The following is a 24,152-nucleotide window of genomic DNA, read 5'->3' on the forward strand; positions in this document are numbered from 1 at the left end:
GATGAATCTCGCTAGGCCTAAGAAAAAAGGCAGCGATCATGCAGCGCAACACGGCATTGAACTAGGGCTTAAAATCCCTACCATTAACACCAATTACTATTCCTTTATGGGGGCTGAACTCAAATACAGAAGGCTTTATAGCGTGTATTTGAATTATGTGTTCGCTTACTAAAAGCTCACATTAAACCCCTTTGTGAAACTCCCTTTTTTAACCCTCTTTTTTTAGGGGGGTTTCTTTTTTGAACCCTTTGTTTTTTGAACCCTTTGTTTTTTGAACCCTTTGTTTTTAAATTCTTTGTTTTGAAATTCTTTGTTTTGAAATTCTTGTTTTTGAACCCTTTGTTTTAGTTGGGCTTCTTTTTTTAAGGGGTTTCTTTTTTGAACTCCTTTTTTGTTTTAAACCCCTTTTTAAATTCTCTTTTTTTAAATTTTTGAACCCTTTGTTTTAAATTCCTTTTTTTTTAAATTCCTTTGTTTTGAAGCTCCCTTTGTTTTTTTAGTGGGGTTTTGAACCCTTTGTTTTAAATTCTTTGTTTTTTTTGGGGAGTTTGATGAAAAATCTTTTTTCTTTTGAACCCCCTTTTTAAACTCTCTTTTTTTTGGTGGTTTTTTTAAACCCTTTGTTTTAGGGGGGTTTCTTTTTTAAACTCTCTTGTTAAGGGATTTGTTTTTTGAACTCTTTGTTTTTTGAACTCTTTGTTTTTTGAACTCTTTGTTTTTTTGGGGGATTTTAATGAAAAATCTTTTTTAGTATTTTTTATAACCAATGATAAAAGAGCTTGCCAAAAGCAAGCGATAATTTTAAAAATGAAAAATCTTTTTTAGCGTTTTTGTATTAGTTGGTGGGAAACTTGGCGTTAATTCAAACGATAGTTTTTTAAAAAGCACTTCTTTATATAGGGGGTTTAAGTTGGAGATTAAAAGGGGGAGAATGGTTTCAAATGCTTCCTATCTTTTTAAGAAAATGCATTTTATTATAGAATCAAATCTAAAACGATTATTTTTCACTCACAGAATTTTTGATCTTTAATCTTTCATTAATTTTTCAATCCGCTTTTTAATCTTTAAGTTTTTTATTTTTCTAGCCTTTTTAATCTTACTCTATCGCTTGCGCTATAATGAACTGATCTTATATTTTAAAGAAATAAATATGCCAAACACCACCAACAAAGATTACACAAAATACAGCCAAAGACAGCTTTTTAATCTCATGAATAAGAAAGAACAAGAAATTGAAAAGCTAAAAAGAGATAGGGTATATCTTGAAAAGAAAATGGTTAAAGAGCTGGAAAAAAAAGATAAAGGTTTCACTATCAAGTTAGAAGAATTGAATAAGATCTTACAAGAGATCAACAAAAGAGCTAATGATTGTTGTTTTGGGCATGAGATCCCAAACATTCAAACGCAACAAGCCATGAGAGAAGCGGATAATGGGGTTAATCTCACTCAAATTGATAGTTTAGATAATCTTGTAAACGAGTTAAAAAGAGAAAATAGTAAAGGTTTTGAAAATGTATGCTTTAGCGTTTGATTTAAAGATTGAGATTTTAAAAAAAAGAATACGGAGAACCCTACAATAAAGCCTATGATGATTTAAGGCAATTAGAGCTATTAGGGTTTGAAAACACTCAAGGGAGCGTTTATGTTAATTATTCTAAAGAAAACACTCTAGCACAAGTCTATAAAGCGATCAATAAACTCTCTCAAATTGAGTGGTTTAAAAAGTCTGTTAGGGATATTGGAGCGTTTAAGGTAGAGGACTTTAGCGGTTTTACTTGAGATTGTGAATCCTAGTGTTTAGCCAAATTTTTAAAATTCTTGGCGTTTATAGAATGGAAAGCAACGCTTTTTTATGACTTGGGCAGTCATAGCGAGTTGTTTTGAACCGCCCACACCACTCATAACGCTTAAATGAATCGCTCACCAACTATCCCCCTTTTAGGGATAAATTTAGGGTTAAAACACCGCTCACGCTTTTTTGCTTTTTAAACACCCTCGTGTTTCCCGCTTTTTAAATACCCTCGTGTGCGCATTTCCTTACGCTTCAAAGCCCCTTCATAACGGCGGATTTCAACCTCTGTTTTAGGCTCGTATTTAGGCATGGGAGTGGGTTTGCCATTTTCCACAGCCACCATCGTGAAATAGCATGAATTGGTGTGCGTGATTTCACGAGTTTTAATATCTTCGCTCAAAACCTTAATCCCCACTTCGCACGAAGTGTTGCCCACATAATTGATGCTGGCTAAAAAGGTGAGCAAATTCCCTACAGGAATGGGGTATTTAAAAGTAACCCCATCCACGCTTAAAGTGACCGTTCCTTTAGCGCAATAACGAGTCGAACACACATAAGCCACTTTATCCAATAAATTCAATAATTCCCCCCCATGCATGACATTGTTGAAATTAGCGGTTGTAGGCACGACTAAATAGCTCATCAATAATTTAGTGCGATCCGCTGTGTCTATAGTAAAATCAAAATGGCTAGAATGCGATGATTGTATTTGAGGCATTGCTTCTCCTTAATTAAAATTGGTGTTAAAAATGTCTTTTGTAAAAAACATTCCAAGAACTATATATTAGTCAAAATTAAGTAATATTAAGTGAATATTAGAGGAATTAGAAAAATCATAAGAGAGTTGGCGTTAGAGAATGGGCGTTGGAGAGAAGAAAGAAAGCCAAAAGGTGGCAATTATTACTGGGGCGAGTTCTGGGATTGGGTTAGAGTGCGCGTTAATGCTGTTAGATCAAGGGTATAAGGTCTATGCGCTCTCTAGGCATGCGACTTTGTGCGTAGCCTTAAACCATGCGTTGTGCGAGTGCGTTGATATTGATGTGAGCGATTCTAACGCTTTAAAAGAAGCGTTTTTAAACATCAGCGCTAAAGAAAATCATTGTGATGTTTTGATCAATTCCGCTGGTTATGGGGTGTTTGGGAGCGTAGAAGACACGCCTATTGAAGAGGTTAAAAAGCAATTTGGCGTGAATTTTTTCGCCCTTTGTGAAGTGGTGCAGTTTTGTTTGCCCTTACTAAAAAACAAGCCTTACTCTAAGATTTTTAATCTTTCTTCCATAGCGGGGCGTATGAGCATGCTCTTTTTAGGCCATTACAGCGCAAGTAAGCATGCATTAGAGGCTTATAGCGATGCCTTGCGTTTGGAGCTTAAACCCTTTAACGTTCAAGTGTGTTTGATTGAGCCAGGCCCGGTGAAAAGCAACTGGGAAAAAACCGCTTTTGAAAACGATGAGCGAAAAGATAGCGTTTATGCGTTAGAAGTGAATGCGGCTAAAACTTTTTATGCGAGCGTGTATGAAAAAGCCCTAAGCCCTAAAGCCGTGGCGCAAAAAATCGTTTTTCTTAGCATGAGTCAAAAAATCAAGGCTCGTTATTTGATCGGCTTAAAAACCCAGTTGTTGTTGGCGTTGTATCAAATCCTCCCGAGTAGCTGGTATGATTCTTTGTTCAGATTAATTGTTCTTAAAAGGAAGCGTGATGCTTAAAACCTATCATATCGCCTTAGCTTGCGTGATTTTAGCGGTGGTGGTGTTGTTGTTTGGAGGGGAGTCCTTGAGTTTGGAAGAATGGCAAGAAGTGTACCTTAACGTGAAAAACCACTTTTTACACAATGAAGAACTGAGCTCTTTAAGTGTTATTATTTTAGAAATACGATTACCACGAGTGATTTTAGCGCTCCTAGTGGGGGCGAGTTTGTCCGGGAGTGGGGTGGTGATGCAAACGATTTTTAGAAACCCCTTAGTCGATCCCTTTTTATTAGGGATTTCTAGCGGGGCGATGCTAGGCGTGGCGATGGCGATAGCGGTAGTGGAGTCTAACATTGCGATTTTGGCGTTTTTTGGGGCGATTTTAGCCAGCCTTGCTGTTTTGGCGATGAATAGGGTTTTGGGTAATTCCGTCCTTTCGTTGGTGCTTTCAGGGGTGGTGTTGAGCGCGTTTTTAAGCGCACTTGCCGGAGCGATCAAATTCTTTGTGATCCCCCAAAAAGCGCAAGCGATTGTCGTGTGGCTTTTAGGGAGCTTGTCTTTAAGCAGTTATAAGGATTGTTTGATCGCTTTCATAGGGCTATCTTTAGGCTTTATCCCGCTTTTTTTGTTAAGGTGGCGTATTAATTTATTGAGCTTAAGCGATGCGCAAAGTTTGAGCTTGGGGATTAACCCGGTGCTGTTGCGATCGCTTTGTCTAGTGTGCGTGAGCGTTGCGAGCGCTTTAGCGGTGAGCGTGTCCGGCACGATTGGCTGGATTGGGTTAGTCATTCCGCATGTGGCGAGGTTGTTTTTTGGGGCGAATTTACAAAAACTGCTTTTAAGCTCTTTGTTAATGGGGGCGTTTTTCTTGCTTTTAGCGGATGTGGTGGCTAAAACCATTACCCCCTATGATTTACCGGTAGGCATTGCGACAAGCGTTTTAGGAGCGCCTTTTTTCCTATGGCTTTTGTTTAGAACTAGGGGGGTGTGATGGTCTTAGAAGTTAAAAATTTGTCTTTTAAATATTCTCAAAAACTCATTTTGGATAAGTTGAGTTTTAGCGTGCCAAAAAACAGCATCACAAGCATTTTAGCGCCTAATGGATCCGGTAAAACCACGCTTTTAAAATGCCTTTTAGGGCTTTTGAAGCCTTTAGAAGAAACCGAAATCAAGGCGTGTAACAAAGATATTTTACCCTTAAAGCCTTATGAAAAAGCTAAACTAATCGCTTATATCCCCCAAGTGGAATATTATGCGTTTAATTTCAGCGTGCTGGATTTTGTCTTAATGGGGAAAGCGACGCATTTGAATTTATTCGCTATGCCTAAAGCCAAGCACATTAAAGAAGCGACCAGCGTTTTAGAGCGCTTGGATTTAGAGTCCCTAAAAGATCAAGGTATTAATGATTTGTCCGGCGGTCAAAGGCAAATGGTGCTTTTAGCCAGAAGTTTGTTGCAAAGAACGCCCTTGTTGTTACTAGATGAGCCTACGAGCGCGTTAGATTTAAAAAACCAAGCCCTTTTTTTTGATGCAATTAAAGATGAGATGAAAAAACGAGAATTGAGCGTTTTAGTCAATATCCATGATCCGAATTTGGTTGCCAGGCACTCCACGCATGTGGTCATGCTCAAAGATAAAAAACTTTTTTTGCAAGCTTCCACGCCAATGGCTATGACTTCACACAATTTAAGCGCGCTCTATGACACGCCCTTAGAAGCGATCTGGCATGATAACAAGCTTGTCGTGTATGCGTTGTAGGGGTTGAAAAAAGGGGATTTTGAGTTATAATGTTTCGTTTATTTTTATTTTCAAGGAGTTTATATGAAAATTAGTGCATCTGTTACCCCCCCCTCTCATTTCAAACTATCCCTATAGTAGTCGCTTTTGACAATAATTATTGCATCCCTGCGGGTGTGAGTTTATACTCCATGCTTTCTTCTTGCGCGCAAGAAAGAGATTGAGGTAAAACTCTTTTATCAAATCCATTGTTTAGTTGATAATTTGAGCACTGAAAATGCAGAAAAATTAAAGCGAACTATAGCCCCCTTTAGCGCGTTTTCTGGTATTGAATTTTGTGATATTTCAAAGAATGACGCTTACCCTTCTAAATTGGTTTCTCAACTTTTCTTAAGATTCAATCCTTTCGCTAAAAAGCGTTTTTCTAAAATGATTTTATGCCGTTTGTTGCTAGCGAGTATTTTTTCTCAATATGAAAAAATTATCATGTTTGATGTGGATACCTTGTTCGTGGGCGATATTAGCGAGAGCTTTTTTATCTCTATGGATGGAGCGTATTTTGGAGCAACCAAAGAAGACTTCTCATTGATTGGCATTCATAACGCTAATGATTTGTTTTCATCTCGCCTTAATTGGTCTAGGGGAATGGGTGTCAAACTCAATCATAAAAGCCTAACTTTTCAAGAAGTGGAAATTCTATATCAAAACCCTTTTAATGCGGGTTTTATGCTGGTCAATTTAGCGTTGTGGAGGGAGCATTATTTAGAAGAGAAGCTGATTGATTTTTTTAAAACAAGAGATGAAGGACTGTTGCTGCCAGAGCAAGATTTATTCGTGCTTGTTTGTCAAGGGCATATTTTAGAAATGCCTTGCAAGTATAATGTCCATCCACGCATGGTTGGGACAAGGATGATACCTAAAAAATCTGATGCTTGCATGTTGCATTTTTATGCTGACGAAAAGCCTTGGAAGCATTTTAGATACCCGTATTCTAAAGAATGGCACCAAGTAGCTTTTAAAACTTCTTTTGACTCTTTAGTTTTTGAGAACTTAGTGGGTAAAATTGAAACTTTTACTGAACTCAACAACCACAACAAAAAGAGTTTTTTTGAATTTTTAAACACTAGGCTGAATAAAAAATTTCTTATACAATATGTTTTGTTTAAGATTTTTAAAAAGCTAGAGTCTTTTTGTTTGCGTTAGCGGAGTTTATTTTAAAGGCTAACCCCTTATTGGGGTTGGTTTGCTAACACACTCCCCCCAATTATACTTTTTAAACCCATCGCACCCCATGCCAAAGCATGGGTTTTAGATCGATACTTAGAGCAAGTATTAGAAACTATACCTCATTCCTAAATTGGAAGCGAAATGGCCTGCATTGGAAATCAAGTTGTGTAAATAAATAAAGCCCAAATTCAAAAACACTTCTTTAGCCAATTTCAATTCCCCACCCATCATCACTCTCGCATGGGTGTTTAAAGGGTTGCGAGTAGCATTCACTTTAAAGGTGTTTAAAGACACCGCATTGCTAGAACCAAAATTAGCAAATTCTTGTAACACTCCAGCATTCATATAGAAGTATGAAGTGTCCCCATAATAATAACGCGCTTCCACATTAGCGCTAGCGTTGAATAGATGCTGACTGCTTGCACCATTTTTTAAAGCCGTTTTATGGGTGCTGTTGCTTTCAAAGTTGGTTGAACCTAAATGGTTATAGCTCACGCCCACGCTTGGTTTTAACACTAAAGCGTTCCTAAAAAACACAAAGTCATAACCATAGCTCGCTCTTGTTGCAGCGCTATAGGCTAAGTAATTATAGCTTTGATTCAAATCTCGCAATAAAGCGCTTTTGAAATTCAAGCTTGATTGATCACTCCCTAGCGCCCCTTGCGCTTCAAAATCAAATTCATGCTGGTTAGCAAAGATACGGCTATACACGCCAAAATTAGCGTTATTGGCCCCAGAGTTAAGAGAGTTCGTTTGATTACTAAAAGAGCTATAACCATAGCTTCCAAATCCGCCTACAATGGCTTCCACTTTCTCATTAAGGTAAGCGTCTACGCCTGCGCTTGTGCCATATAATGAAGTGTTGCCACCGCTATTTAAGCTCGCTCCTCCAATAGCGTTAGCCCAAACATTGGTGGGTTTTTCATATTTAGGGGCAAATTGATACAACACTTCTGCCGCGCTTTCTAAAGAAGCGAATCTTTGGCCTTTTAAAGCTTGCAAGCGTTGGGCGAACGAGTCAATATTGTTGGTGTGCCTTCTAGAGAGATTGACTAAACGAGAATTTAAAATCATCGCATTACTCAAGCTCAAAGTTTGTAAGCCGCTTGTCTTATGCTCCAAACTGGCTATGTTGTTTAAAGTATCAGTGGCGGCATTCAATTGCTTGGTGATTTCATTAGCGCTTGTAGCATCAATCATGGTTCTGGCATAACCCGCATCATGGCTATCAATCAATAAGGTTTGTAAGAGATCCCTACCTTGCGTGCCTGAGTTAGCATAAAGCGTGTCAATATCACTAGAGCGGTTAGCCAATTCAAACACGCTTTCAATGGTGCCAAAATCATGCTTATTAATAGCGACTAAATTAGGAGTGGCGCTAGGTTGAGCGAAGGGAGCGTTCTTTATGAGAGCGTAGCTTTTAGCGGCGTTTTCAGTGCTGTTTGTGGGTAAGTTTGTGGTATTGCCACCATTCTCAGCAGGTGTAGCATTACCTAAATAACGCACAGAGATTTTAGAGCCATTAGCCGTTTTACTGATGCCTATATTTTTCCATGCTTTACCGATAAGATACTTGTAATTGTCAGGGTTATTCACCATGGCTTGATCGCCGATAGCCATCCCGCATGCTTTAATGTCATCGGTATTTCGCACCACACAAGTATCCATGCGGTTATTGTTGTTATAAAGGGCTAGGCGCTCGTTGAATTGTTCTATTAGATTAGCATTACTAATGCTGTTAGTGCCTAAAGAAGCATTTTCATAACCGATGATTTTCGCTTTCAATAAGACATGTTCTTTATTTTTAATGAGATCTTGAGCGCTGTTAATTTTGATAAGCGGTTTGTAAAATCCAGTCGCGCTATCTATATCATTATTAAAACTCATGACTGCTGCATTGCCTACGCTTAAGGTTTCTATATTCCCGCCTCGAACCAAATAATTGATAGTGCCTTGATTGTTAATAAAATTCCCCTGAATGGTTACATTTGAAAATTGACTATAATCCATGACTGCATTGGGGCCTAGGGTTAGATTATTAAACATAAGCTGTGATGTGCCCCAAGGGCTTCCTTGAGGCCCAAAAGCAAGTTTGTTGGTGATTTCAACATTTTTAATATTCCTAGCGTCAAAATAATTCCAAGGGGCGTAGTAAAAATCATTGATAACCAGTTTTTCACCGCCTTTAAATTTAACACCCCCAGAATAGATTGACCTAGTGCCAGTTTCTAAACGCACGGTATTGATGCGCGATTGACTGCCTATATCTTCGCTAAAATGAGTGTATTCCCCCACACTTATCCCATTGGTTTTAACCAACAATTCATTAATGTTGAAGTTTTTAATGGCCACATTAGTGGAAGCTGTAATGAGCTTGTTGATATTGACCTTGTTTGTAACACCACTAAAGTCTAAGGTGTTGAAACCACCATTACCAGTATCAATATCTTTAAAATTGACCGTATGAGCGCTCGCTTTTAAATTCACAAATCTTCCCAGACTGATATTGTTATTAAAAGCGATTGTGCCGTTTTTGGTATCCACACCAGCCTTAAACTCAAAATTCGCGCTTGATCCTGCCAAAGCATAACCGCCCACTTGATTATTCACCATTAAAGCCCCATCAACGGTGATATTCCCAGTTAAATTTTCCACTAAAAGAGAGCGCCCGCTCGCTTGATTGGACAGATTGACACCGCCTTTGCCGATATGCAAATGAGCCGCATTGGTGGTAAGAGAAGCTGTATACCCTCCCACTTTAATCGTGCCATCAGCGTTAGTGTTGATGCGGTTGATATTGACCACCGTGTCTTTGGCGCCAGCAAAAGGCCCATCAATGACTTGCGTGGGTTGAATTTCTGTTTTTTGCCCGCTATTGGGTGGGTTAATGACCTGAGTGTTACTATCTTGTTTGTCGTTTTTAGCGCTTTCATTTTTGTCGTTTTTAGTACCACTTTGAGAATTGGTATTATTAGGTTTATCCTTATAACCACCTTCTGGGGGGGCAATAATGTTTAACCCCGCGCTTTGCCACAAATCCAGTGTGCCAATATGAGTCTTGTTACTAGCGATAATGCCTGCTTGAGCGGCGTTTCTATCACCCACAGTGAGATGGTTAAAATTCACTTCCCCTGTTACTTTTGAAGTGTTTATCGTGCTGTATGAAGGGGCTAAATACGCTCCCACATATTGCAAACGGCCCATCCACACATTACCCATTAATTTAACGCTGTTTGAAGCCAAATTAAGCGTAGCGCCATCATAAAGAGAAATTTCAGCGTTTTTATCGCTAGTGATCCCTTCTGAAGCTTGCAAAGTTAAAACCGTAGAGCTGGCTTTCCTCCCGGCTCCAGAACCCACACGATTATTGATTTCTACAAAATTATCAATTGAGATATTTTTAGCGTTGAAATCCACTCTCGTGGTGCGATCAGCACTATCCTTAAAGCTTGTGAAAGAATTGCCATTGAATTGGCCCAAGCGTAAAGTGGCTTTTTGCATATTGACATCTAAATCCCCACCAGTGTAGTTTCTAAGGCCTGAGAGCTTATAAGTCCCTACAGCATCTTTCATATCCACTTCAAGCTTGTTCCATTGCCCGCCTTTGACCCAATAATGCCTAGCGGCATTCCCCCAATCCCAACCTCCATCAATCTTACTGGATAAAAGGGATTTGTATAAGTCGTATTCCTTGTTAGGGAATTCATTAAAGCCTCTTCCTGCTTGAATGCGCCAAACTTTTTCGGGTTTGTCCGGGGTTTTATTGGCTTCTTCGGCTTGTTTGAGCCCCCAGCCAAGAAGCCCTGAGACCGTTCCTACAGCGGTGCCTGTAGCGATACCCCCAACAATGGCTGGAATGATCACGGTTGTAAAAAAGGCGGCATGACTTTGTTGCGGTGTGATGCTGACTAATGCTCCTACTAAAGCGAGAGAAACCAGAGGGCGATTGATTTTGCGGTGTGTTTGTTGTAATTCCATTTTCTTCCTTTCTCTTTGTAAAACGATTTTTGCACAAAGGGTGCGACTTTAGACTAGAAAATTTCTGTTGCATTTACGATTAAGGTTATAAATATGCAGTATCTACAACCAATGTTCAATTTTTATCAAATTAAAGTAAATAAACATAGAACTTAACAAGATTAAAAAGCAACATGGCTGAAATTTGTGGCTAGAGCGTGTAAAAAGGTAAAATTTGAAAAGCTTAAAAAGCCTCTCTTACTGAAAATTTTGGTTAGAATGTGTAAAAAGGTAAAATGGGAGGCGTTTAAAAAAGCTTCTCCCAAATTGTGCCTTGTGGGGTGTCCATCAAAGCGATTTTGTGGTTTAAAAGCTCTTCTCTGATGCTATCGGCTTTTAAAAAATCTTTTTGTTCTTTGGCGCGTTTTCTTTCTTCTATCTTGTTTTCAATTTCTTGTTTTTCGCTCTCGCTCACGCCTAATTGGAAATAGGCGCTAGGGTCTTTAAACCCGATGCCAAGCAGTTCTTCTATGAATTTCAAATTCGCTAAAATTTCGCCCTTTAGAGCCTTGTTTTTGGGGTTTTGATCCAGTTTTTCATTCGTAGAAGAAAGCATGCTTTCTAAAACGCTCAACGCTTTGGAAACGTTTAAATCATCTTGCATGCATTCTAAAATTTCTTTTTTAAAGTTTGGATTTATTCCTCCTAAAGTCCCTAAAACGCGCTGTTTTAAACGATAGATTTTATCCAAGCGTTTTTTACTCACCAGTAAGTCTTCTTCATTGAAATTCAAAACAGAGCGATAATGCACCCCTAGTAAGTAATTGCGCAAAATTTCGCCATCATAGTTTTTGAGCGCGTCTTTAATGAAAAAGCTATTCCCCAAACTTTTAGACATTTTTTCGTTGTTGATATTCACAAATCCGTTATGCATCCAGTATTTAGCGATCTCCACGCCAAAGGCGCAACGGGTTTGGCACGCTTCATTTTCATGGTGGGGGAATAACAAATCCGCTCCGCCCGCATGGATGTCAATTTGATAAGGGGTGTTAGTGAGCGCTAAAGTTTTAAAAACCATGCTAGAGCATTCTATATGCCAGCCAGGGCGCCCTTTGCCTAAAGGGCTATCAAAGCCCACATCATTATCCCCCTTATAGCTTTTCCATAACACAAAATCCTGATCAAGCCGTTTTTCTTGCACCAAACCAATACGGCTAAATTCCATGCTGCTATTATGCACGCTCAAAGAGCCGTAATCTTTATCCTTGCTCGTGTCTAAATAAATATCCCCATTAGAAACCCGATAAGCGATATTTTTTTCTAAAAGCGTTTCAATCATGCCCACCATAGCGTCTAAATACTCGCTCGCTTTAGGCTCTAGGCTGGGTTTTTTCACGTTCAAAGCGTTTAAATCCCTCGTGTAAGATTCAATATAAACACTGCTTAATTCTTGAATGCTTGTGTTTTCTTTTAAGGCTCTGTTGATGATTTTATCGTCAATATCCGTGAAATTCCTTACCAGTATCACTTCATAGCCACTCAATTCAAGCGTGCGCCTTAACAAATCAAAAGCAATCGCACTCCTGGCATGCCCTAAATGAGCGTCATCATACACCGTAGGCCCGCACACATAAATATTCGCCTTATTTTTAACTAAAGGCTCAAAAGGGACTTTTTGTTTTGATTTGGTATCATAAATAAACATTTAAAAACCTTGAAAATAATAAAATAAATATAAATGTGTAACCCACGATTTGAACGCTAAGAGTAATAAGATTTCCACGCAAGCGAGGAAAAGAATTACAAGCCATAATTTTAAATTTTTAATTATACCCAAGAATGGTTGAAAGCCAAACGCTTTTATCGTTAAAACAAATAAAAACAACCCGCTCAAACTATTCGCTAACGCTAAACCTAAAACCCCTAACCAAGGCATTAAACTCAAAGAAGCCGCTAAACCTAAAAAAAGCGAAATTAAAGAGATTTTAGCCGCTTTTTTTTGTTCTAATTTCGCATAAAGCCACAAAGAAAAGAGTTTAGTTAGCCCAAAAGGGAGCAAGCCTAAAAGATAGAGCGAAAAGACTTGCGAAGTGATTAAAGTGTCTTTAGGGCTAAATTGCCCCCTTTCAAATAAAAGCTCGGTGATTTCTTTGCTTAACATGATCCCCCCAATGCTGCAAAGAAGCAAAACCCCCACCAAAAAAAACCACGCCTTTTGCAAACGCTCTAAGATTAAATCCTGCTGGTTGTTTTTAATGGCGATCGCAATGCTAGGGAAAAGGGCGCTAGAGATAGCGATAGCAAATAAAGCTAAAGGGAGCTGGAAGACTCTATTAGCGTAATACAAATAAGACACGCTCCCGCTCGCCAGAAAAGAAGCTATCGTGGTGTCTAAAAAAGAAGCGATCTGAGCGCTAGAATTGCCTAAGACGCTGGGGAAAAATTGCTTGAAAAACGCTTTTAGATCCTTTTTAGCCCTTTTAGAGCGGTATTCTTTTTTGGCGGCATTTTTGGTTTTAAAGCTCAAAAATCCTTTCCATAATAAAGCCCATAAGCCCAATTTGACTAAAGGATAAAAGTGTAATAAAATTTGAGCCACGCCCCCTAAAAGCACGCCATAGCTCAAATAATACAACACTTCTAAATGCGTTTTTTCTTTAGAAATCAAAAGGGCTGAAATCATGCATAAATTGAGCAAGCTTGCGCTATAAGCGCTGGCAAAAAAGCTGTGTTTGTATTGTAAAAGCGCGCCTAAAAAAGTGGTAATAAACACCAATAAAAGATACCAAAAATTGATCGCTACAATAGGGGTGCATCGTTTGAGCGTTTCTTCATCAAAGCCGTAAGCGAGGAGTTTAGTCAGCCATAAGGGGTTTAATGCTACTAGTAAGCACCATACCAATAAAACGCCACCAAAAATAAGCCCCACCAAACTCGCAAAGCTCCCTTTAATAGAACTTCGTATGAAGCTTGGTAAAAAGCTTTGAGAAAAAGAGCCCTCCGCAAAAATACGCCTGAATAAATTAGGTAATTTGAAAGCCACAAAGAAAATATCGCTATACACCCCAGCCCCTAGAATATTAGCCATCATTAAATCCCGTAAAAAGCCAAAAATCCTAGAGCATAAAATCCCTAAGCTGTTGGTTAAAAATATTTTTTTTAGCATATTAGTTGTATTTATTACCTAATTTTCAGTGTTTTTTTGTTAGCATATTTCTTTTTTCAAATTCTTATATTATACCATTTAAGGATTAAAAAATGAGCTTGGAGCGTTTTGCCCCTATAAAAGTTGAGCGGTGCAAAGACATTCAAAAAGAATTAAAAAAAGCGGCCGCTGAAAATAAATTACAAACAGAAGATCTATGGTTTGAGATTTTAAAAACTTCTATTTTTATCAAAAACAGCGCTAAAGACGATTTTAGCGAGGCTTTTGGTGGGGAATTGCAGCAATTAGAAGAAGATGAATACTATGAAAAAAAAGAGCTAACCCTTTATCAAACCCACGACATTAAAATCAAATCAAACGCTTACAAACGCTTTTTTGAAGTGGAAGTGGATGAAAATTTGAGCAAAATAGAAATCATTTTAGACGAGTGTTTTATTGTCCTAGACACTGAAGAGCATTACCAAGAAATGTTTGCGTATATTAAAGAGCGTTTAGCCTTTCAAGGCGTGGTGTTTCGCCACCTTTCACAAATGTATGAAAATTTAAAAACAGAGTTAAGAAAATATAAAAAAGAAGCCCAAAATAAGCGCTTTATTTTATACGCTTCTCCAACCTTTATCCCTAATACAGAAGAACAATCCCATTTTTTATTAGAAGAAGAATACCTTCCAACGCACATTATTCCCTTAAGCGATCAAGAAGAATCTTTTGTTAAAGAAAATGATTATATCGCTAAAGAAAATCAAAAAGTCGCTTGCGTGAATTACCCCAAACAAGGCAGAGATGGCCGTAACCTTAAGGGTCTTTATATTGAATTATCTAAAGTTGCCAATTCGCCCACCCCTATAGGGCATGACAAAAACGCTTTTGAAGAAAGAGAAGAAAATAACGCTTTAGTGTATTACTCCAAAGCCTTACAAGGGGTTAAAATGGAAAAAGGGCGTTTGGTTTCTAAGCAAAATTTTATTTTTAAAAATGGGATCAAGTCCATTGAAACGCCCAATCTTTTAGGGGGAGTGGAGAGCGGTTTAGTTTTAGAGATTCAAGCTAAAGATGAATTGAGCGATGCGATTGATTCTAACCTCATTTTAGAAGCGAGCGCGATTAACATTAAGGGCAATGTGGGCAAGAATGTGATCTTAGTGGCCAAAGAAATCACTATAGAGGGGCAAATCCATCCTGAAAGCTATGTCTATGCCAATAAAGCGCGTATCACTAACCATAAGGGCGTGTGCTACGCTAAAGAGTTTGAGTGCAAGTATTTAGAGCGCGCTAAGGTGTATGCCAATAGCGTTAAAGTGGAAGCGAGCGCGGGGAGCGTGGTCTATGCGAAAGAAATCGCTTTAGAAAAGCTCAAAAGCGATAACAAGCTGTATTTTTCCAAGCAATGTTGGATTGATGAGGTGGATGGCAATGGCAACCGCTTTATTTTTTACGCTTTTGGGGGGCGAGAAAATCAAGAGGAATTGAAAGCTGCTAAACAAAAACTCAATGCGTTGGGGTTAAAATCCAAAAAAATCATCGCTCAGCACCAGTCCTTAAACCATTTAGTCAAAAACCATCAAGCCATTATGGAAAAGCTTAAAAACGCCACTGAAGAAATCAAACGCTCTTTAATGCAACAAGGAAGCGTGAAAGACGCTTATAGCGAGTTTATGTTTGCTCTAAAGCGTTTGAAAATCTTAAAAGCCCAAATGCTAGAATTGCAAAAAATCAATAACGAATGTTACGCTAAACTCATCAGCATAGAAAACAGCTTCCAGCATGCAAGCATTACGACTAAAAACCCTTTCAAGCAAGAAAATATCGTGATTTACCATCGCAATTACCCCAAAGTGAGCAATTCAACCGCCATGTTAAGCCATAATGAAAGCGTGAATGTGATCTATGAAGATCATAAAATCAAAAAAATCCCTAAAAGCGCTATAAAAGGCTAAAACAAGAGATAAAAAAGGGATAAAATGATAGTGGGTTTGATAGGGGTTGTGGAAAAAATCTCTGCTTTAGAAGCGCATATAGAAGTGCAAGGGGTTGTTTATGGGGTGCAAGTTTCTATGCGAACGGCTGCTTTGCTTCAAGCGGGCCAAAAAGTGCGTTTGAAGATCTTACAAGTGATCAAAGAAGACGCGCATCTTTTATACGGGTTTTTAGAAGAGAGCGAAAAAATCCTTTTTGAAAGGCTTTTAAAAATCAATGGGGTAGGGGGGCGTATCGCTTTAGCCATTCTTTCAAGCTTTTCGCCGAATGAATTTGAAAACATTATCGCCACTAAAGAAGTCAAAAGACTCCAGCAAGTCCCAGGTATAGGCAAAAAGCTCGCTGATAAGATCATGGTGGATTTGATTGGTTTTTTCATTCAAGATGAAAACAGACCCGCACGCAATGAAGTCTTTTTAGCCCTAGAGAGTTTGGGCTTTAAAAGCGCTGAAATCAACCAAGTCTTAAAAACCCTAAAACCCAATCTCAGCATAGAAGCAGCGATTAAAGAAGCCCTACAACAACTGCGCTCTTAAAAAAAGTTTTTTAGTATCCGCTCGCTAAAAACCTAGTAAGAGAATTAAGCGCGCAAAAATCACACTTTAGCAACAACACGCTTAAAATCATTGAAGAGCTTAACAACGGGATCAAACAAGCGAGCGAAGAGATCAAAGAAAAGGCTACTAAATACGAAAAAGCCTTACAAGAATTACAAAAGATTGACGAAAGCAAGCTGACTAAAGAACAGCAACAAGTTTTAAAGGTGTTTAAGGGCGATCTAGACCAAGCAGAGATTAAAGAAATAGATTTAAACGACCTTTACATTTTAGAACAAGGCACAAGGCATGCGGGAGCTAGAAAAATTTTAATCAAGCATTACGGAGAAGAGAACACAGGCGGACTAACTAACGACGAACTCATTAACATGAGCGAAGTCATTAAAAACGGAAGCGTGTTATTAGAGAGTTTTGAAAGGCTTAAAAACGGCTTTAGATACGCTTACGAGTGGGAGAATAACGGCGTAAAGCTTAGGTTAGTTGTAGATGATTTAAACAATGGAAATAAGATTTTTGATTTTTATAGCAATAGGAATTTTACAGATTTTAGGGATGCCAATCTACACTCTGGAAACCATCCCTACGGAAATAATCCTACACCAAAACCGCTAAATAGTCAAGAGGATTTATTAAAAAATACAGAAAATTTAACCGAAACCACACCAAAACCTACCAATTTAAGCCCGTTAGAACAAGCTAACGCCGAGAAGTTAGCGAAGTTAGAAAGCGAACAATTAGCAAGCGAACAAGAATTTTTAAAAGCTAAAGAGCAAGAAGCAAAGCGAAAAGAAGCGTTAAAAAAGAAATTAGAACACGAGCACGGCTAGGGACTTAATGATAAGTGGGTAGTAAGCAGTTATGAAATCTATAATAGTGAGAGTGGGCTACCATTCCGCCCTATAGCCCAATTACAAGAGGCAGGGTTGGAACCCTCTAAACTCACCGAACCTAATCCTAACACAAACACGCTTAAAACGCAAGAGCCTTTAAGCCCACTAGAGCAAGCCAACGCCGAAAAGCTTGAGTTAACGCTAAAAACAATGCAAAAAATGCATAAAACAAAGCATAAAACGAAATTATAAGGATAGTGTAGCCCATAGAAAAACATTAGCAAAATCTCAGAATAGCGATTAAACATCAGTTATGAGCTGAGTGCTAGACATATTTGATAAAGCTAATGTATTTTGAAACTTCACCATAAAAAATTAAACACAAGGAGTAAGCAATGAAAAGCATTAAAAAGCCTCACCTTGACCATACACAAGCCCTTGCGTCTTATGTGTCAGGGTCTCTTGGCACACTTAAAGTGTTTTTAGTATGGGTTAGAAAATATTCTCCAACCCATGCCTTGACAATATTAGCACAAAAACATTAAACAATAGAAAGAGTGAATTAGCTTTAAAAACAATGTTCAAGAGTAACGGAGATTATAAGAATAACAACGCTTATAAGAAGTTTTCAAGCACCGGACTCAATGCTAAAGCAAAGGTTCAGCCATAGGTCGAGTTCCCATGGTGGTGCTACAGAAAATCTTATATAAAAACCACTAACAAGTCAAGGAGTGAAAAATGAATTAATCTTAAAAACGATGTACCAATCAAAGCTTTAATACAAGACACCAAACCCTCTAAGGGGCAACCATAGGTTGAGTTCCTATAGCGATGTCTGTAAGAATGCTACCATAAAAACCCCAACAAAGCCAAATAACGACCTAAATCTTTTCAAAGAGAACACAAGGAGAATGAATGAAAACAAAAAATGATGTTAAAGCAGAGATTGACAAGGCGGACATTATCCACTCTTTCATTCCGCAGGCAAGAACGCTTAAAGGATAAGCCGATGGAGTGGGCTTGCATTGAAACTATAAAACAAAAACTTGAAAAAGTCAAGGAGTAAAGAAAAATGATCAAAAAGCCTCACCCACCCAGTCAAAAAGAGAAATCTTTTTCGTTAGGGACTTTTGGCACACATACGGCTAGCTTTAAGTGTTTTTATCAAGTTTATCAAGGTTTAGAGCAGAGGTTTTCTAAACCAAGGCTTGAATGATAGGAAAGGTGAGACCTTAAATAATAGGTGGGTTATTACAAACTATGAAGTGGATAAAACAAGGAATGGGCTAATTGAGTCGCCTTTAGCACAAAATTACAAGGGGAAAGATACTAATCCCCTAAACCTTGATAACCACAATCCTACCACAAAAGAATAAGCAAGGCAATAAACTACCCAAACCTACCCAGTCAGTATGAGAAAAATAAGCCTAAAAACCCCTTTAAAAATTCTGGCTTTGTTCTAATCAAACGCCAATAATTGAGTTTTTAAAAAACGATTTTTTAAACTCTATAAAAATGAAATAACCCTTTTTATGGTTTAGTTTAAAGCCCAGTTGGTTTTAGTGAGGTTTTCTCTGATGGAAAAAAGCTTGTCTTTGACTTCGTTGCTGCTCAATTTCCTCACTTTATCCGAATTGTATTTCAAATCCTGGCTAAGAAGAGACAATCGGTTAGACAAATCGGCAATATCCACCCTTAGCCCCTCATCTCTGGCTAATTTGAGCGCTGGGATTAGATCCGTATCTTTTGAAAATATCAAAATCCTATCGGCTATTTTTTTAAAGGCTATTCTTTGAATGTCAAGGCCCATGAGCATATCCACCTGTTTTTGTTCTAATAACGCCCTATAACTCCCATCAAACTCCACCCTTATTGCATGCAATTTCGTTCTCCCTAACCTCAATTCCACTTGATCCAATGAAGCCAGATCGTGTTGGAAATTTTCCACATCGCTATAAATCTTCTCCCATTTAGTCGCTTCACTGCTTTGTAAAATCTCTTCAATGTCGCTGCTGGTGAAGATTTTCATTTCTGTTCCCGGATTTTTTTCATTTTGGAGGGTGTCGTTCCTTTTATCCCACAACGCATGTTCAAAATCAAAGGGTGGGGTGGTATAAAAGTAAATACGACTGATCCATTCATCATCCAGTAAAAAAGCCCTGATAGTAACGATCACATCTAAAGCGATATTATAATTAACGCATTTTGTTTGTTTAATATCGCGCCTGAAATTCTCCCAATCCACTAGTATGATTGTGTTTGCTTTCATTTATTGCTCCCTTATTTATACGCTAAATTTTTTAAAAGTTTTTAATGCAATCTTGTATTTTTGCACCAACAAGAAACATGGATATAATAATAGCGTTTTTTAAACCTTGCAATTAAATAATAGGAATGGTTGATGCGTATTTTAGGAATAGATCCGGGCAGTAGGAAATGCGGGTATGCTATCATTTCTCACACTTCTAACAAGCTTTCTTTAATCACGGCCGGGTTCATTAATATCACCACGACACGCTTGCAAGAACAAATCTTAGATTTGATAGAAGCCCTAGATTGCTTATTGGATCGTTACGAAGTTAATGAAGTGGCGATTGAAGATATTTTCTTTGCGTATAACCCTAAAAGCGTGATCAAGCTCGCGCAATTCAGGGGGGCGTTGTCCTTAAAGATTTTAGAAAGGATTGGTAATTTTAGCGAATACACGCCCTTGCAAGTCAAAAAAGCCCTGACCGGTAACGGGAAAGCCGCTAAAGAGCAAGTGGCCTTTATGGTCAAACGCTTGCTAAACATCACAAGCGAAATCAAGCCTTTGGATATTAGCGATGCGATAGCCGTTGCTATCACGCATGCGCAACGCTTAAAGCCCCGCTAACTACCATTTGTAAGCCACTTCAAAGCGCGCGTTAAAACCAGGCTCTGCGATCGCTCTTTTAATAGCGTCAGTGCCTGGCATATCCGGGCTCATGACATAGGGGCTTGTTTGATCCACATAGAATTTGTTGAAAACGTTATTAAACACGGCTGAAAGCAACAAACCTTTCCAGCGGCTTTTGGTTTTGGGACTCCAATTGATATAAAAATTACTCACGCCATAGCCCGGTTTATGCATATGCACTAACCCTAATTGGGATCCGCATTTGGCTAAATCGGTAGGGGTTTTGGGTTTCTCAGTCGTCCCGTAATCAGGCAAGTAAATATCAAACCCGCAATAATCCAAACCAGTAACAAAGCGGCTAAGCCAAGCAAGATTGATCCCTGTTTTTGGAATGGTGTAATCCAATTTAATGATAAAAACATTACCGGTGCTTGCGGCAAGCTCATAGCTGTCCGCCATTAAATACCCCCTAGTGGTGGGCCAAGTGCGCGAGATCCCCACGTTCAAACTCACGCCCTTGTATCTGAAAGTCCCACCCACTTCATAGCCATAAATGCGAATCGCTTGACTCAAATTGGTTACGATCAAGCGTTGTGCGTATTGGGAGATGAAATTATCTAAGGCTTGATAAAACGCCGCAGCCCTCCCGCTAAAATACTGGCTTGAATAGTCAATATTAAATTCAGCGTTAGAGCCCACTTCAGGCTTGATATTTTTAGCGTATCGCAAATCGTTTTGACGCATGTACACGCCATCTCCTGGCATAACCCCCCTTGTAACTTGAGAATAAGTGATTTTTAGAGATAAAGGCTCAATGGGGCTGATCACAAGGGCCGCACTAGGGCTAAAGCCTTGAGTGTAGCGGTGGTTCCAATCTTTATCATAAAGCGTGTAGGCGTCCCACCTTACCCCGGCTCCAAAAGTGATGATTTTATGAGGCGAGTAATTCGCTTGCACATAGCCTCCATAAATATTCCCATTGGCTTTCCCTCTTTGGCATAGCGTAGGGTCATTGGGGTTATTATCCACAAGACTGCAAGCGATTTGTTTTTGCCCTTTATCATCAGTATAGACTTGATTAGGCCTGTATAATTCTAATTTGGGGATACGAGCGTCAAAAACGCTTAAATTTTGGTAGTTGAATCCGTATTCAAAAAGGCTGTCTGTGGCTTCATCAATCACATGCGCGACTTTAAGGTTTAAGCCGGTGTTGTTTAAAAACAGATTTCTAGGTTGTGAGCTTGGTTTATCCACATCAGAAAAGCTTGGGGTGCAATACCCACCTTCAACGCATGGGTAATTTTCTTTTTCCCATGCGCTCGCTAAAGAAGTGGGGAATTTAGCATAAACGCCATTAGGATCAAATAGGGGATCAAACTGAGCGTTCCTGATGCTTGTATAAAGGGTAAAATCCAATCGTGGATCGCCAAAAGAATTTCCCACTTCCCTTTTGTATTGTAAGGAAAGATTGTTAGCGCTATTAATAGAGTGATACATATATCTTGTGAAACTATCTAACACATTAGGACACCCTTGAGCGCCATCAGGGCTAAAGGGGGCTTCACAAGGGTAGGCTAACCCTATAGCGTTACTCCTTAAAGGGCGTGTAGCGTTATCTCGTGTCATGTTCCAGCTGAAAGTGAGCGTGTCTCTGTCGCTCAAATAACCATTCATTTTAATCAAAGCGTTGTTTTGCTCGCTAGGAGTTCCTGGCTCTTTATCGGCTTGTGTGGGATGGAATAGGTTTTTCATCGCTGTAGCGCCGCTTCTATAATAGAAGATGTTTTGGTGCGTGTAGTAAGCGATAATGTCAAAACGCGCGTTTTGATAAGCCGATCTAAAAGTCTCTCTGTCCCCAAAATTGGTATAAAAACTCACCGCCCCACTAGCCGCATAATTTTTCCCCCTAGGGATAAAATCAGCCGCTCCTTTAGTCTCCATTTTAATCACTCCCGCAATCGCTCCTGGCCCCGTGCTCGCATTAGCCGCACCTTTGGTAACTTCCACGCTTTTGAGCATGCCAGGGTCAATCACGGTGTTGCCTTGGTGGTGGTAGATATTGCCATTTTGTGCCGCCCCATCCACCGTAACCCTTAAAAGCCTGTCTTCAATGCCCCTCACATAGATTTTCTGTCCCATCACGCTCCCTCCGCCCACATTCACATCAGGGTTAGTCCTAAACAAGTCTTTGACTTCATTGCTTTGGCGTTGATCTAATTCCTTAGAAGTTACTTTAAACTCATTGTTGTAAGTGAAAATCCTTTTAGCTTGGGTGGTAACCTTATTCAAAGTGTGCTCCTCGCTATAGCAAGTCTCAGCGAGTAGGGGGAAACACAAAACATGCCTAATATATGGTCTTAAAAACATCCAACAACTCTCCTTAATCTAAAAATTCAAAAAATAAAAATCAAAAAAAAAAAAAACAAAATCCATCAATTCATTGGGATATAATATTATGATAATTACTATTAAAACTAGATTAAAAATAAAATTTTGTTTTTAATCTTTCTTATTTTCATTAATTGTTACAAATAGAAATACTTAAGGGGGTTTTTTATTCTTAAAAAAAGGATTTTTTAAAAAAATTGAATCTTGTTAGTCTTTGTATAACAAATTATGTGATAATCACCACAAGTAATCAGATTAGTGTCAGATTACGAAGATTTAAAACAAACAAAGGAAAGAGTATGGTTAATAAAGATGTGAAACAAACCACTGCTTTTGGCGCTCCCGTTTGGGATGACAACAATGTGATTACGGCTGGCCCTAGAGGTCCTGTTTTATTGCAAAGCACTTGGTTTTTGGAAAAGTTAGCGGCATTTGACAGAGAAAGGATCCCTGAAAGGGTAGTGCATGCTAAAGGAAGCGGGGCTTATGGCACTTTCACTGTGACTAAAGACATCACTAAGTACACTAAAGCGAAAATTTTCTCTAAAGTGGGCAAAAAAACCGAATGCTTTTTCAGATTTTCCACTGTGGCTGGTGAAAGAGGCAGTGCGGATGCGGTGAGAGACCCTAGAGGTTTTGCGATGAAGTATTACACTGAAGAAGGTAATTGGGATTTAGTAGGGAACAACACGCCTGTTTTCTTTATCCGTGATGCGATCAAATTCCCTGATTTCATCCACACCCAAAAACGAGACCCTCAAACCAATTTGCCTAACCATGACATGGTATGGGATTTTTGGAGTAATGTTCCTGAAAGCTTGTATCAAGTAACATGGGTTATGAGCGATAGGGGTATCCCTAAATCTTTCCGCCACATGGATGGTTTTGGCAGCCACACTTTCAGTCTTATCAACGCTAAAGGCGAACGCTTTTGGGTAAAATTCCACTTTCACACCATGCAAGGCGTTAAGCACTTGACTAACGAAGAAGCCGCAGAAATCAGAAAGCATGATCCCGATTCCAATCAAAGGGATTTATTCGATGCGATCGCTAGAGGGGATTTCCCAAAATGGAAATTGAGCATTCAAGTGATGCCAGAAGAGGATGCTAAGAAGTATCGATTCCATCCGTTTGATGTAACTAAAATTTGGTATCTCCAAGATTATCCATTAATGGAAGTGGGCATTGTAGAGTTGAATAAAAATCCTGAAAACTATTTCGCAGAAGTGGAGCAAGCGGCATTCACTCCGGCTAATGTCGTTCCTGGAATTGGCTATAGCCCTGATAGGATGTTACAAGGGCGCTTGTTCTCTTACGGAGACACACACCGCTACCGCTTAGGGGTTAATTATCCTCAAATACCGGTTAATAAACCAAGATGCCCATTCCACTCTTCTAGCAGAGATGGTTACATGCAAAATGGGTATTACGGCTCTTTACAAAACTATACGCCTAGCTCATTGCCTGGTTATAAAGAAGATAAGAGTGCGAGGGATCCTAAGTTCAACTTAGCTCATATTGAGAAAGAGTTTGAAGTGTGGAATTGGGATTACAGAGCTGATGATAGCGATTACTACACCCAACCAGGTGATTACTACCGCTCATTGCCAGCTGATGAAAAAGAAAGGTTGCATGACACTATTGGAGAGTCTTTAGCTCATGTTACCCATAAGGAAATTGTGGATAAGCAATTGGAGCATTTCAAGAAAGCTGACCCCAAATACGCTGAGGGAGTTAAAAAAGCTCTTGAAAAACACCAAAAAATGATGAAAGACATGCATGGAAAAGACATGCACCACACAAAAAAGAAAAAGTAACCCTTTTCTTTAAGCGTTCTTATTTTTTAGGAGTGCTTTGTCTTTCAGAATTTAGGTTTTTGGATACTTATCAATCCTTTAGGGTTGGTGGTGTGTCCTACTTTTTCATTCATGCAACGAATTTAAAAATTACAATAA

The 24,152-nt window shown here is 39.0% G+C and carries 18 protein-coding genes and 4 pseudogenes; 16 read left to right on the top strand and 6 right to left on the bottom strand.

Annotated elements, in window-relative coordinates:
• The 3 genes and pseudogenes from FIM66_RS06460 to vapD all read left to right on the top strand — a co-directional run.
• Positions 1–172 (top strand): outer membrane beta-barrel protein (locus FIM66_RS06460; protein ID WP_140600019.1); only part of this gene is annotated, 172 nt, incomplete at its 5' end.
• A gap of 978 nt (positions 173–1,150) precedes the next feature.
• Positions 1,151–1,531 (top strand): hypothetical protein, encoded by a 381-nt coding sequence (locus FIM66_RS06465; protein ID WP_140501477.1) that lies wholly within the window; start codon positions 1,151–1,153, stop codon positions 1,529–1,531.
• Positions 1,512–1,779, top strand: a pseudogene (gene vapD, locus FIM66_RS06470) (endoribonuclease VapD). The gene FIM66_RS06465 and the pseudogene vapD overlap by 20 nt, the downstream one beginning before the upstream one ends.
• Before the next feature lie 206 nt (positions 1,780–1,985).
• Here the strand turns inward: vapD and FIM66_RS06475 are convergent.
• Positions 1,986–2,510 (bottom strand): acyl-CoA thioesterase, encoded by a 525-nt coding sequence (locus FIM66_RS06475; protein WP_001135623.1) that lies wholly within the window; start codon positions 2,508–2,510, stop codon positions 1,986–1,988.
• 139 nt (positions 2,511–2,649) lie between these two features.
• Here FIM66_RS06475 and FIM66_RS06480 point away from each other — a divergent pair, with 139 nt between their 5' ends.
• The 4 genes and pseudogenes from FIM66_RS06480 to FIM66_RS06500 all read left to right on the top strand — a co-directional run bounded on the left by FIM66_RS06480 (position 2,650) and on the right by FIM66_RS06500 (position 6,420).
• A complete protein-coding gene (locus FIM66_RS06480; RefSeq protein WP_140568591.1) occupies positions 2,650–3,498 on the top strand; it encodes an SDR family oxidoreductase in 849 nt (282 codons plus the stop codon).
• Positions 3,491–4,471: a FecCD family ABC transporter permease gene (locus FIM66_RS06485; protein ID WP_000921470.1), complete on the top strand. Its 981-nt coding sequence runs from the start codon at positions 3,491–3,493 to the stop codon at positions 4,469–4,471. The genes FIM66_RS06480 and FIM66_RS06485 overlap by 8 nt, the downstream gene beginning before the upstream one ends.
• Positions 4,471–5,238 carry an ABC transporter ATP-binding protein gene (locus FIM66_RS06490; RefSeq protein WP_140478881.1) on the top strand — a complete coding sequence of 256 codons (768 nt, stop codon included), beginning with the start codon at positions 4,471–4,473 and terminating at the stop codon, positions 5,236–5,238. The genes FIM66_RS06485 and FIM66_RS06490 overlap by 1 nt, the downstream gene beginning before the upstream one ends.
• Positions 5,239–5,301: 63 nt before the next feature.
• A pseudogene (locus tag FIM66_RS06500) lies at positions 5,302–6,420 on the top strand (glycosyltransferase family 8 protein).
• Positions 6,421–6,549: 129 nt separating this feature from the next.
• Here FIM66_RS06500 and FIM66_RS06505 read toward each other — a convergent pair.
• From FIM66_RS06505 to murJ, 3 genes are all read right to left on the bottom strand, one after another.
• A complete protein-coding gene (locus FIM66_RS06505; RefSeq protein WP_140600252.1) occupies positions 6,550–10,422 on the bottom strand; it encodes a vacuolating cyotoxin family protein in 3,873 nt (1,290 codons plus the stop codon).
• A gap of 286 nt (positions 10,423–10,708) precedes the next feature.
• Positions 10,709–12,106 carry a cysteine--tRNA ligase gene (gene cysS / locus FIM66_RS06510; RefSeq protein WP_140600253.1) on the bottom strand — a complete coding sequence of 466 codons (1,398 nt, stop codon included), beginning with the start codon at positions 12,104–12,106 and terminating at the stop codon, positions 10,709–10,711.
• Complete coding sequence (murJ, locus tag FIM66_RS06515; RefSeq protein ID WP_140600254.1) at positions 12,107–13,567, bottom strand: murein biosynthesis integral membrane protein MurJ; 1,461 nt, start codon at positions 13,565–13,567, stop codon at positions 12,107–12,109.
• A gap of 92 nt (positions 13,568–13,659) precedes the next feature.
• Between murJ and FIM66_RS06520 the strand changes: the two genes are divergently transcribed.
• The 7 genes and pseudogenes from FIM66_RS06520 (at position 13,660) to FIM66_RS08400 (ending at position 18,307) form a co-directional block, all read left to right on the top strand.
• A complete protein-coding gene (locus tag FIM66_RS06520; protein WP_140600255.1) occupies positions 13,660–15,504 on the top strand; it encodes a FapA family protein in 1,845 nt (614 codons plus the stop codon).
• Between the two features lie 24 nt (positions 15,505–15,528).
• Positions 15,529–16,080 carry a Holliday junction branch migration protein RuvA gene (gene ruvA, locus FIM66_RS06525; RefSeq protein ID WP_140548672.1) on the top strand — a complete coding sequence of 184 codons (552 nt, stop codon included), beginning with the start codon at positions 15,529–15,531 and terminating at the stop codon, positions 16,078–16,080.
• Positions 16,081–16,169: 89 nt separating this feature from the next.
• Positions 16,170–16,925, top strand: a pseudogene (locus tag FIM66_RS06535) (DUF3519 domain-containing protein); the annotation flags it as partial.
• Between the two features lie 18 nt (positions 16,926–16,943).
• Positions 16,944–17,183 (top strand): annotated as a pseudogene (locus tag FIM66_RS08395) (hypothetical protein); the annotation flags it as partial.
• Between the two features lie 143 nt (positions 17,184–17,326).
• A complete protein-coding gene (locus FIM66_RS08195; RefSeq protein WP_238698565.1) occupies positions 17,327–17,476 on the top strand; it encodes a hypothetical protein in 150 nt (49 codons plus the stop codon).
• 527 nt (positions 17,477–18,003) lie between these two features.
• Positions 18,004–18,147 (top strand): hypothetical protein, encoded by a 144-nt coding sequence (locus tag FIM66_RS08050; protein WP_000592537.1) that lies wholly within the window; start codon positions 18,004–18,006, stop codon positions 18,145–18,147.
• 49 nt (positions 18,148–18,196) lie between these two features.
• A complete protein-coding gene (locus tag FIM66_RS08400) occupies positions 18,197–18,307 on the top strand; it encodes a hypothetical protein (RefSeq protein WP_488592934.1) in 111 nt (36 codons plus the stop codon).
• Between the two features lie 161 nt (positions 18,308–18,468).
• Here FIM66_RS08400 and FIM66_RS06555 read toward each other — a convergent pair whose 3' ends face one another.
• Positions 18,469–19,200, bottom strand: coding sequence for an NYN domain-containing protein (locus tag FIM66_RS06555; RefSeq protein ID WP_000646770.1), 732 nt, complete (start codon positions 19,198–19,200; stop codon positions 18,469–18,471).
• A gap of 132 nt (positions 19,201–19,332) precedes the next feature.
• Between FIM66_RS06555 and ruvC the strand changes: the two genes are divergently transcribed.
• Positions 19,333–19,806, top strand: coding sequence for a crossover junction endodeoxyribonuclease RuvC (ruvC, locus tag FIM66_RS06560; RefSeq protein ID WP_108366484.1), 474 nt, complete (start codon positions 19,333–19,335; stop codon positions 19,804–19,806).
• Here ruvC and FIM66_RS06565 read toward each other — a convergent pair whose 3' ends face one another.
• A complete protein-coding gene (locus tag FIM66_RS06565) occupies positions 19,807–22,176 on the bottom strand; it encodes a TonB-dependent receptor (protein WP_140600257.1) in 2,370 nt (789 codons plus the stop codon).
• Between the two features lie 320 nt (positions 22,177–22,496).
• Between FIM66_RS06565 and FIM66_RS06570 the strand changes: the two genes are divergently transcribed.
• Positions 22,497–24,014: a catalase gene (locus tag FIM66_RS06570; RefSeq protein ID WP_021305312.1), complete on the top strand. Its 1,518-nt coding sequence runs from the start codon at positions 22,497–22,499 to the stop codon at positions 24,012–24,014.
• Positions 24,015–24,152: the final 138 nt, after the last annotated feature.

This window comes from Helicobacter pylori, from assembly GCF_006439795.1.
In the GTDB taxonomy this organism is placed as follows: Bacteria; Campylobacterota; Campylobacteria; order Campylobacterales; family Helicobacteraceae; genus Helicobacter; species Helicobacter pylori_CR.

Coding starts and splice junctions, on each gene's coding strand:
- FIM66_RS06555 (WP_000646770.1), bottom strand. CDS start 19,200: ATGAAAGCAAACACAATCATACTAGTGGATTGGGAGAATTTCAGGCGC.
- FIM66_RS08050 (WP_000592537.1), top strand. CDS start 18,004: ATGATCAAAAAGCCTCACCCACCCAGTCAAAAAGAGAAATCTTTTTCG.
- FIM66_RS06475 (WP_001135623.1), bottom strand. CDS start 2,510: ATGCCTCAAATACAATCATCGCATTCTAGCCATTTTGATTTTACTATA.
- FIM66_RS06520 (WP_140600255.1), top strand. CDS start 13,660: ATGAGCTTGGAGCGTTTTGCCCCTATAAAAGTTGAGCGGTGCAAAGAC.
- murJ (WP_140600254.1), bottom strand. CDS start 13,567: ATGCTAAAAAAAATATTTTTAACCAACAGCTTAGGGATTTTATGCTCT.
- FIM66_RS06570 (WP_021305312.1), top strand. CDS start 22,497: ATGGTTAATAAAGATGTGAAACAAACCACTGCTTTTGGCGCTCCCGTT.
- ruvC (WP_108366484.1), top strand. CDS start 19,333: ATGCGTATTTTAGGAATAGATCCGGGCAGTAGGAAATGCGGGTATGCT.
- FIM66_RS06490 (WP_140478881.1), top strand. CDS start 4,471: ATGGTCTTAGAAGTTAAAAATTTGTCTTTTAAATATTCTCAAAAACTC.
- ruvA (WP_140548672.1), top strand. CDS start 15,529: ATGATAGTGGGTTTGATAGGGGTTGTGGAAAAAATCTCTGCTTTAGAA.
- FIM66_RS06565 (WP_140600257.1), bottom strand. CDS start 22,176: ATGTTTTTAAGACCATATATTAGGCATGTTTTGTGTTTCCCCCTACTC.
- FIM66_RS06480 (WP_140568591.1), top strand. CDS start 2,650: ATGGGCGTTGGAGAGAAGAAAGAAAGCCAAAAGGTGGCAATTATTACT.
- FIM66_RS06505 (WP_140600252.1), bottom strand. CDS start 10,422: ATGGAATTACAACAAACACACCGCAAAATCAATCGCCCTCTGGTTTCT.
- FIM66_RS06465 (WP_140501477.1), top strand. CDS start 1,151: ATGCCAAACACCACCAACAAAGATTACACAAAATACAGCCAAAGACAG.
- FIM66_RS08195 (WP_238698565.1), top strand. CDS start 17,327: ATGAAAAGCATTAAAAAGCCTCACCTTGACCATACACAAGCCCTTGCG.
- cysS (WP_140600253.1), bottom strand. CDS start 12,106: ATGTTTATTTATGATACCAAATCAAAACAAAAAGTCCCTTTTGAGCCT.
- FIM66_RS06485 (WP_000921470.1), top strand. CDS start 3,491: ATGCTTAAAACCTATCATATCGCCTTAGCTTGCGTGATTTTAGCGGTG.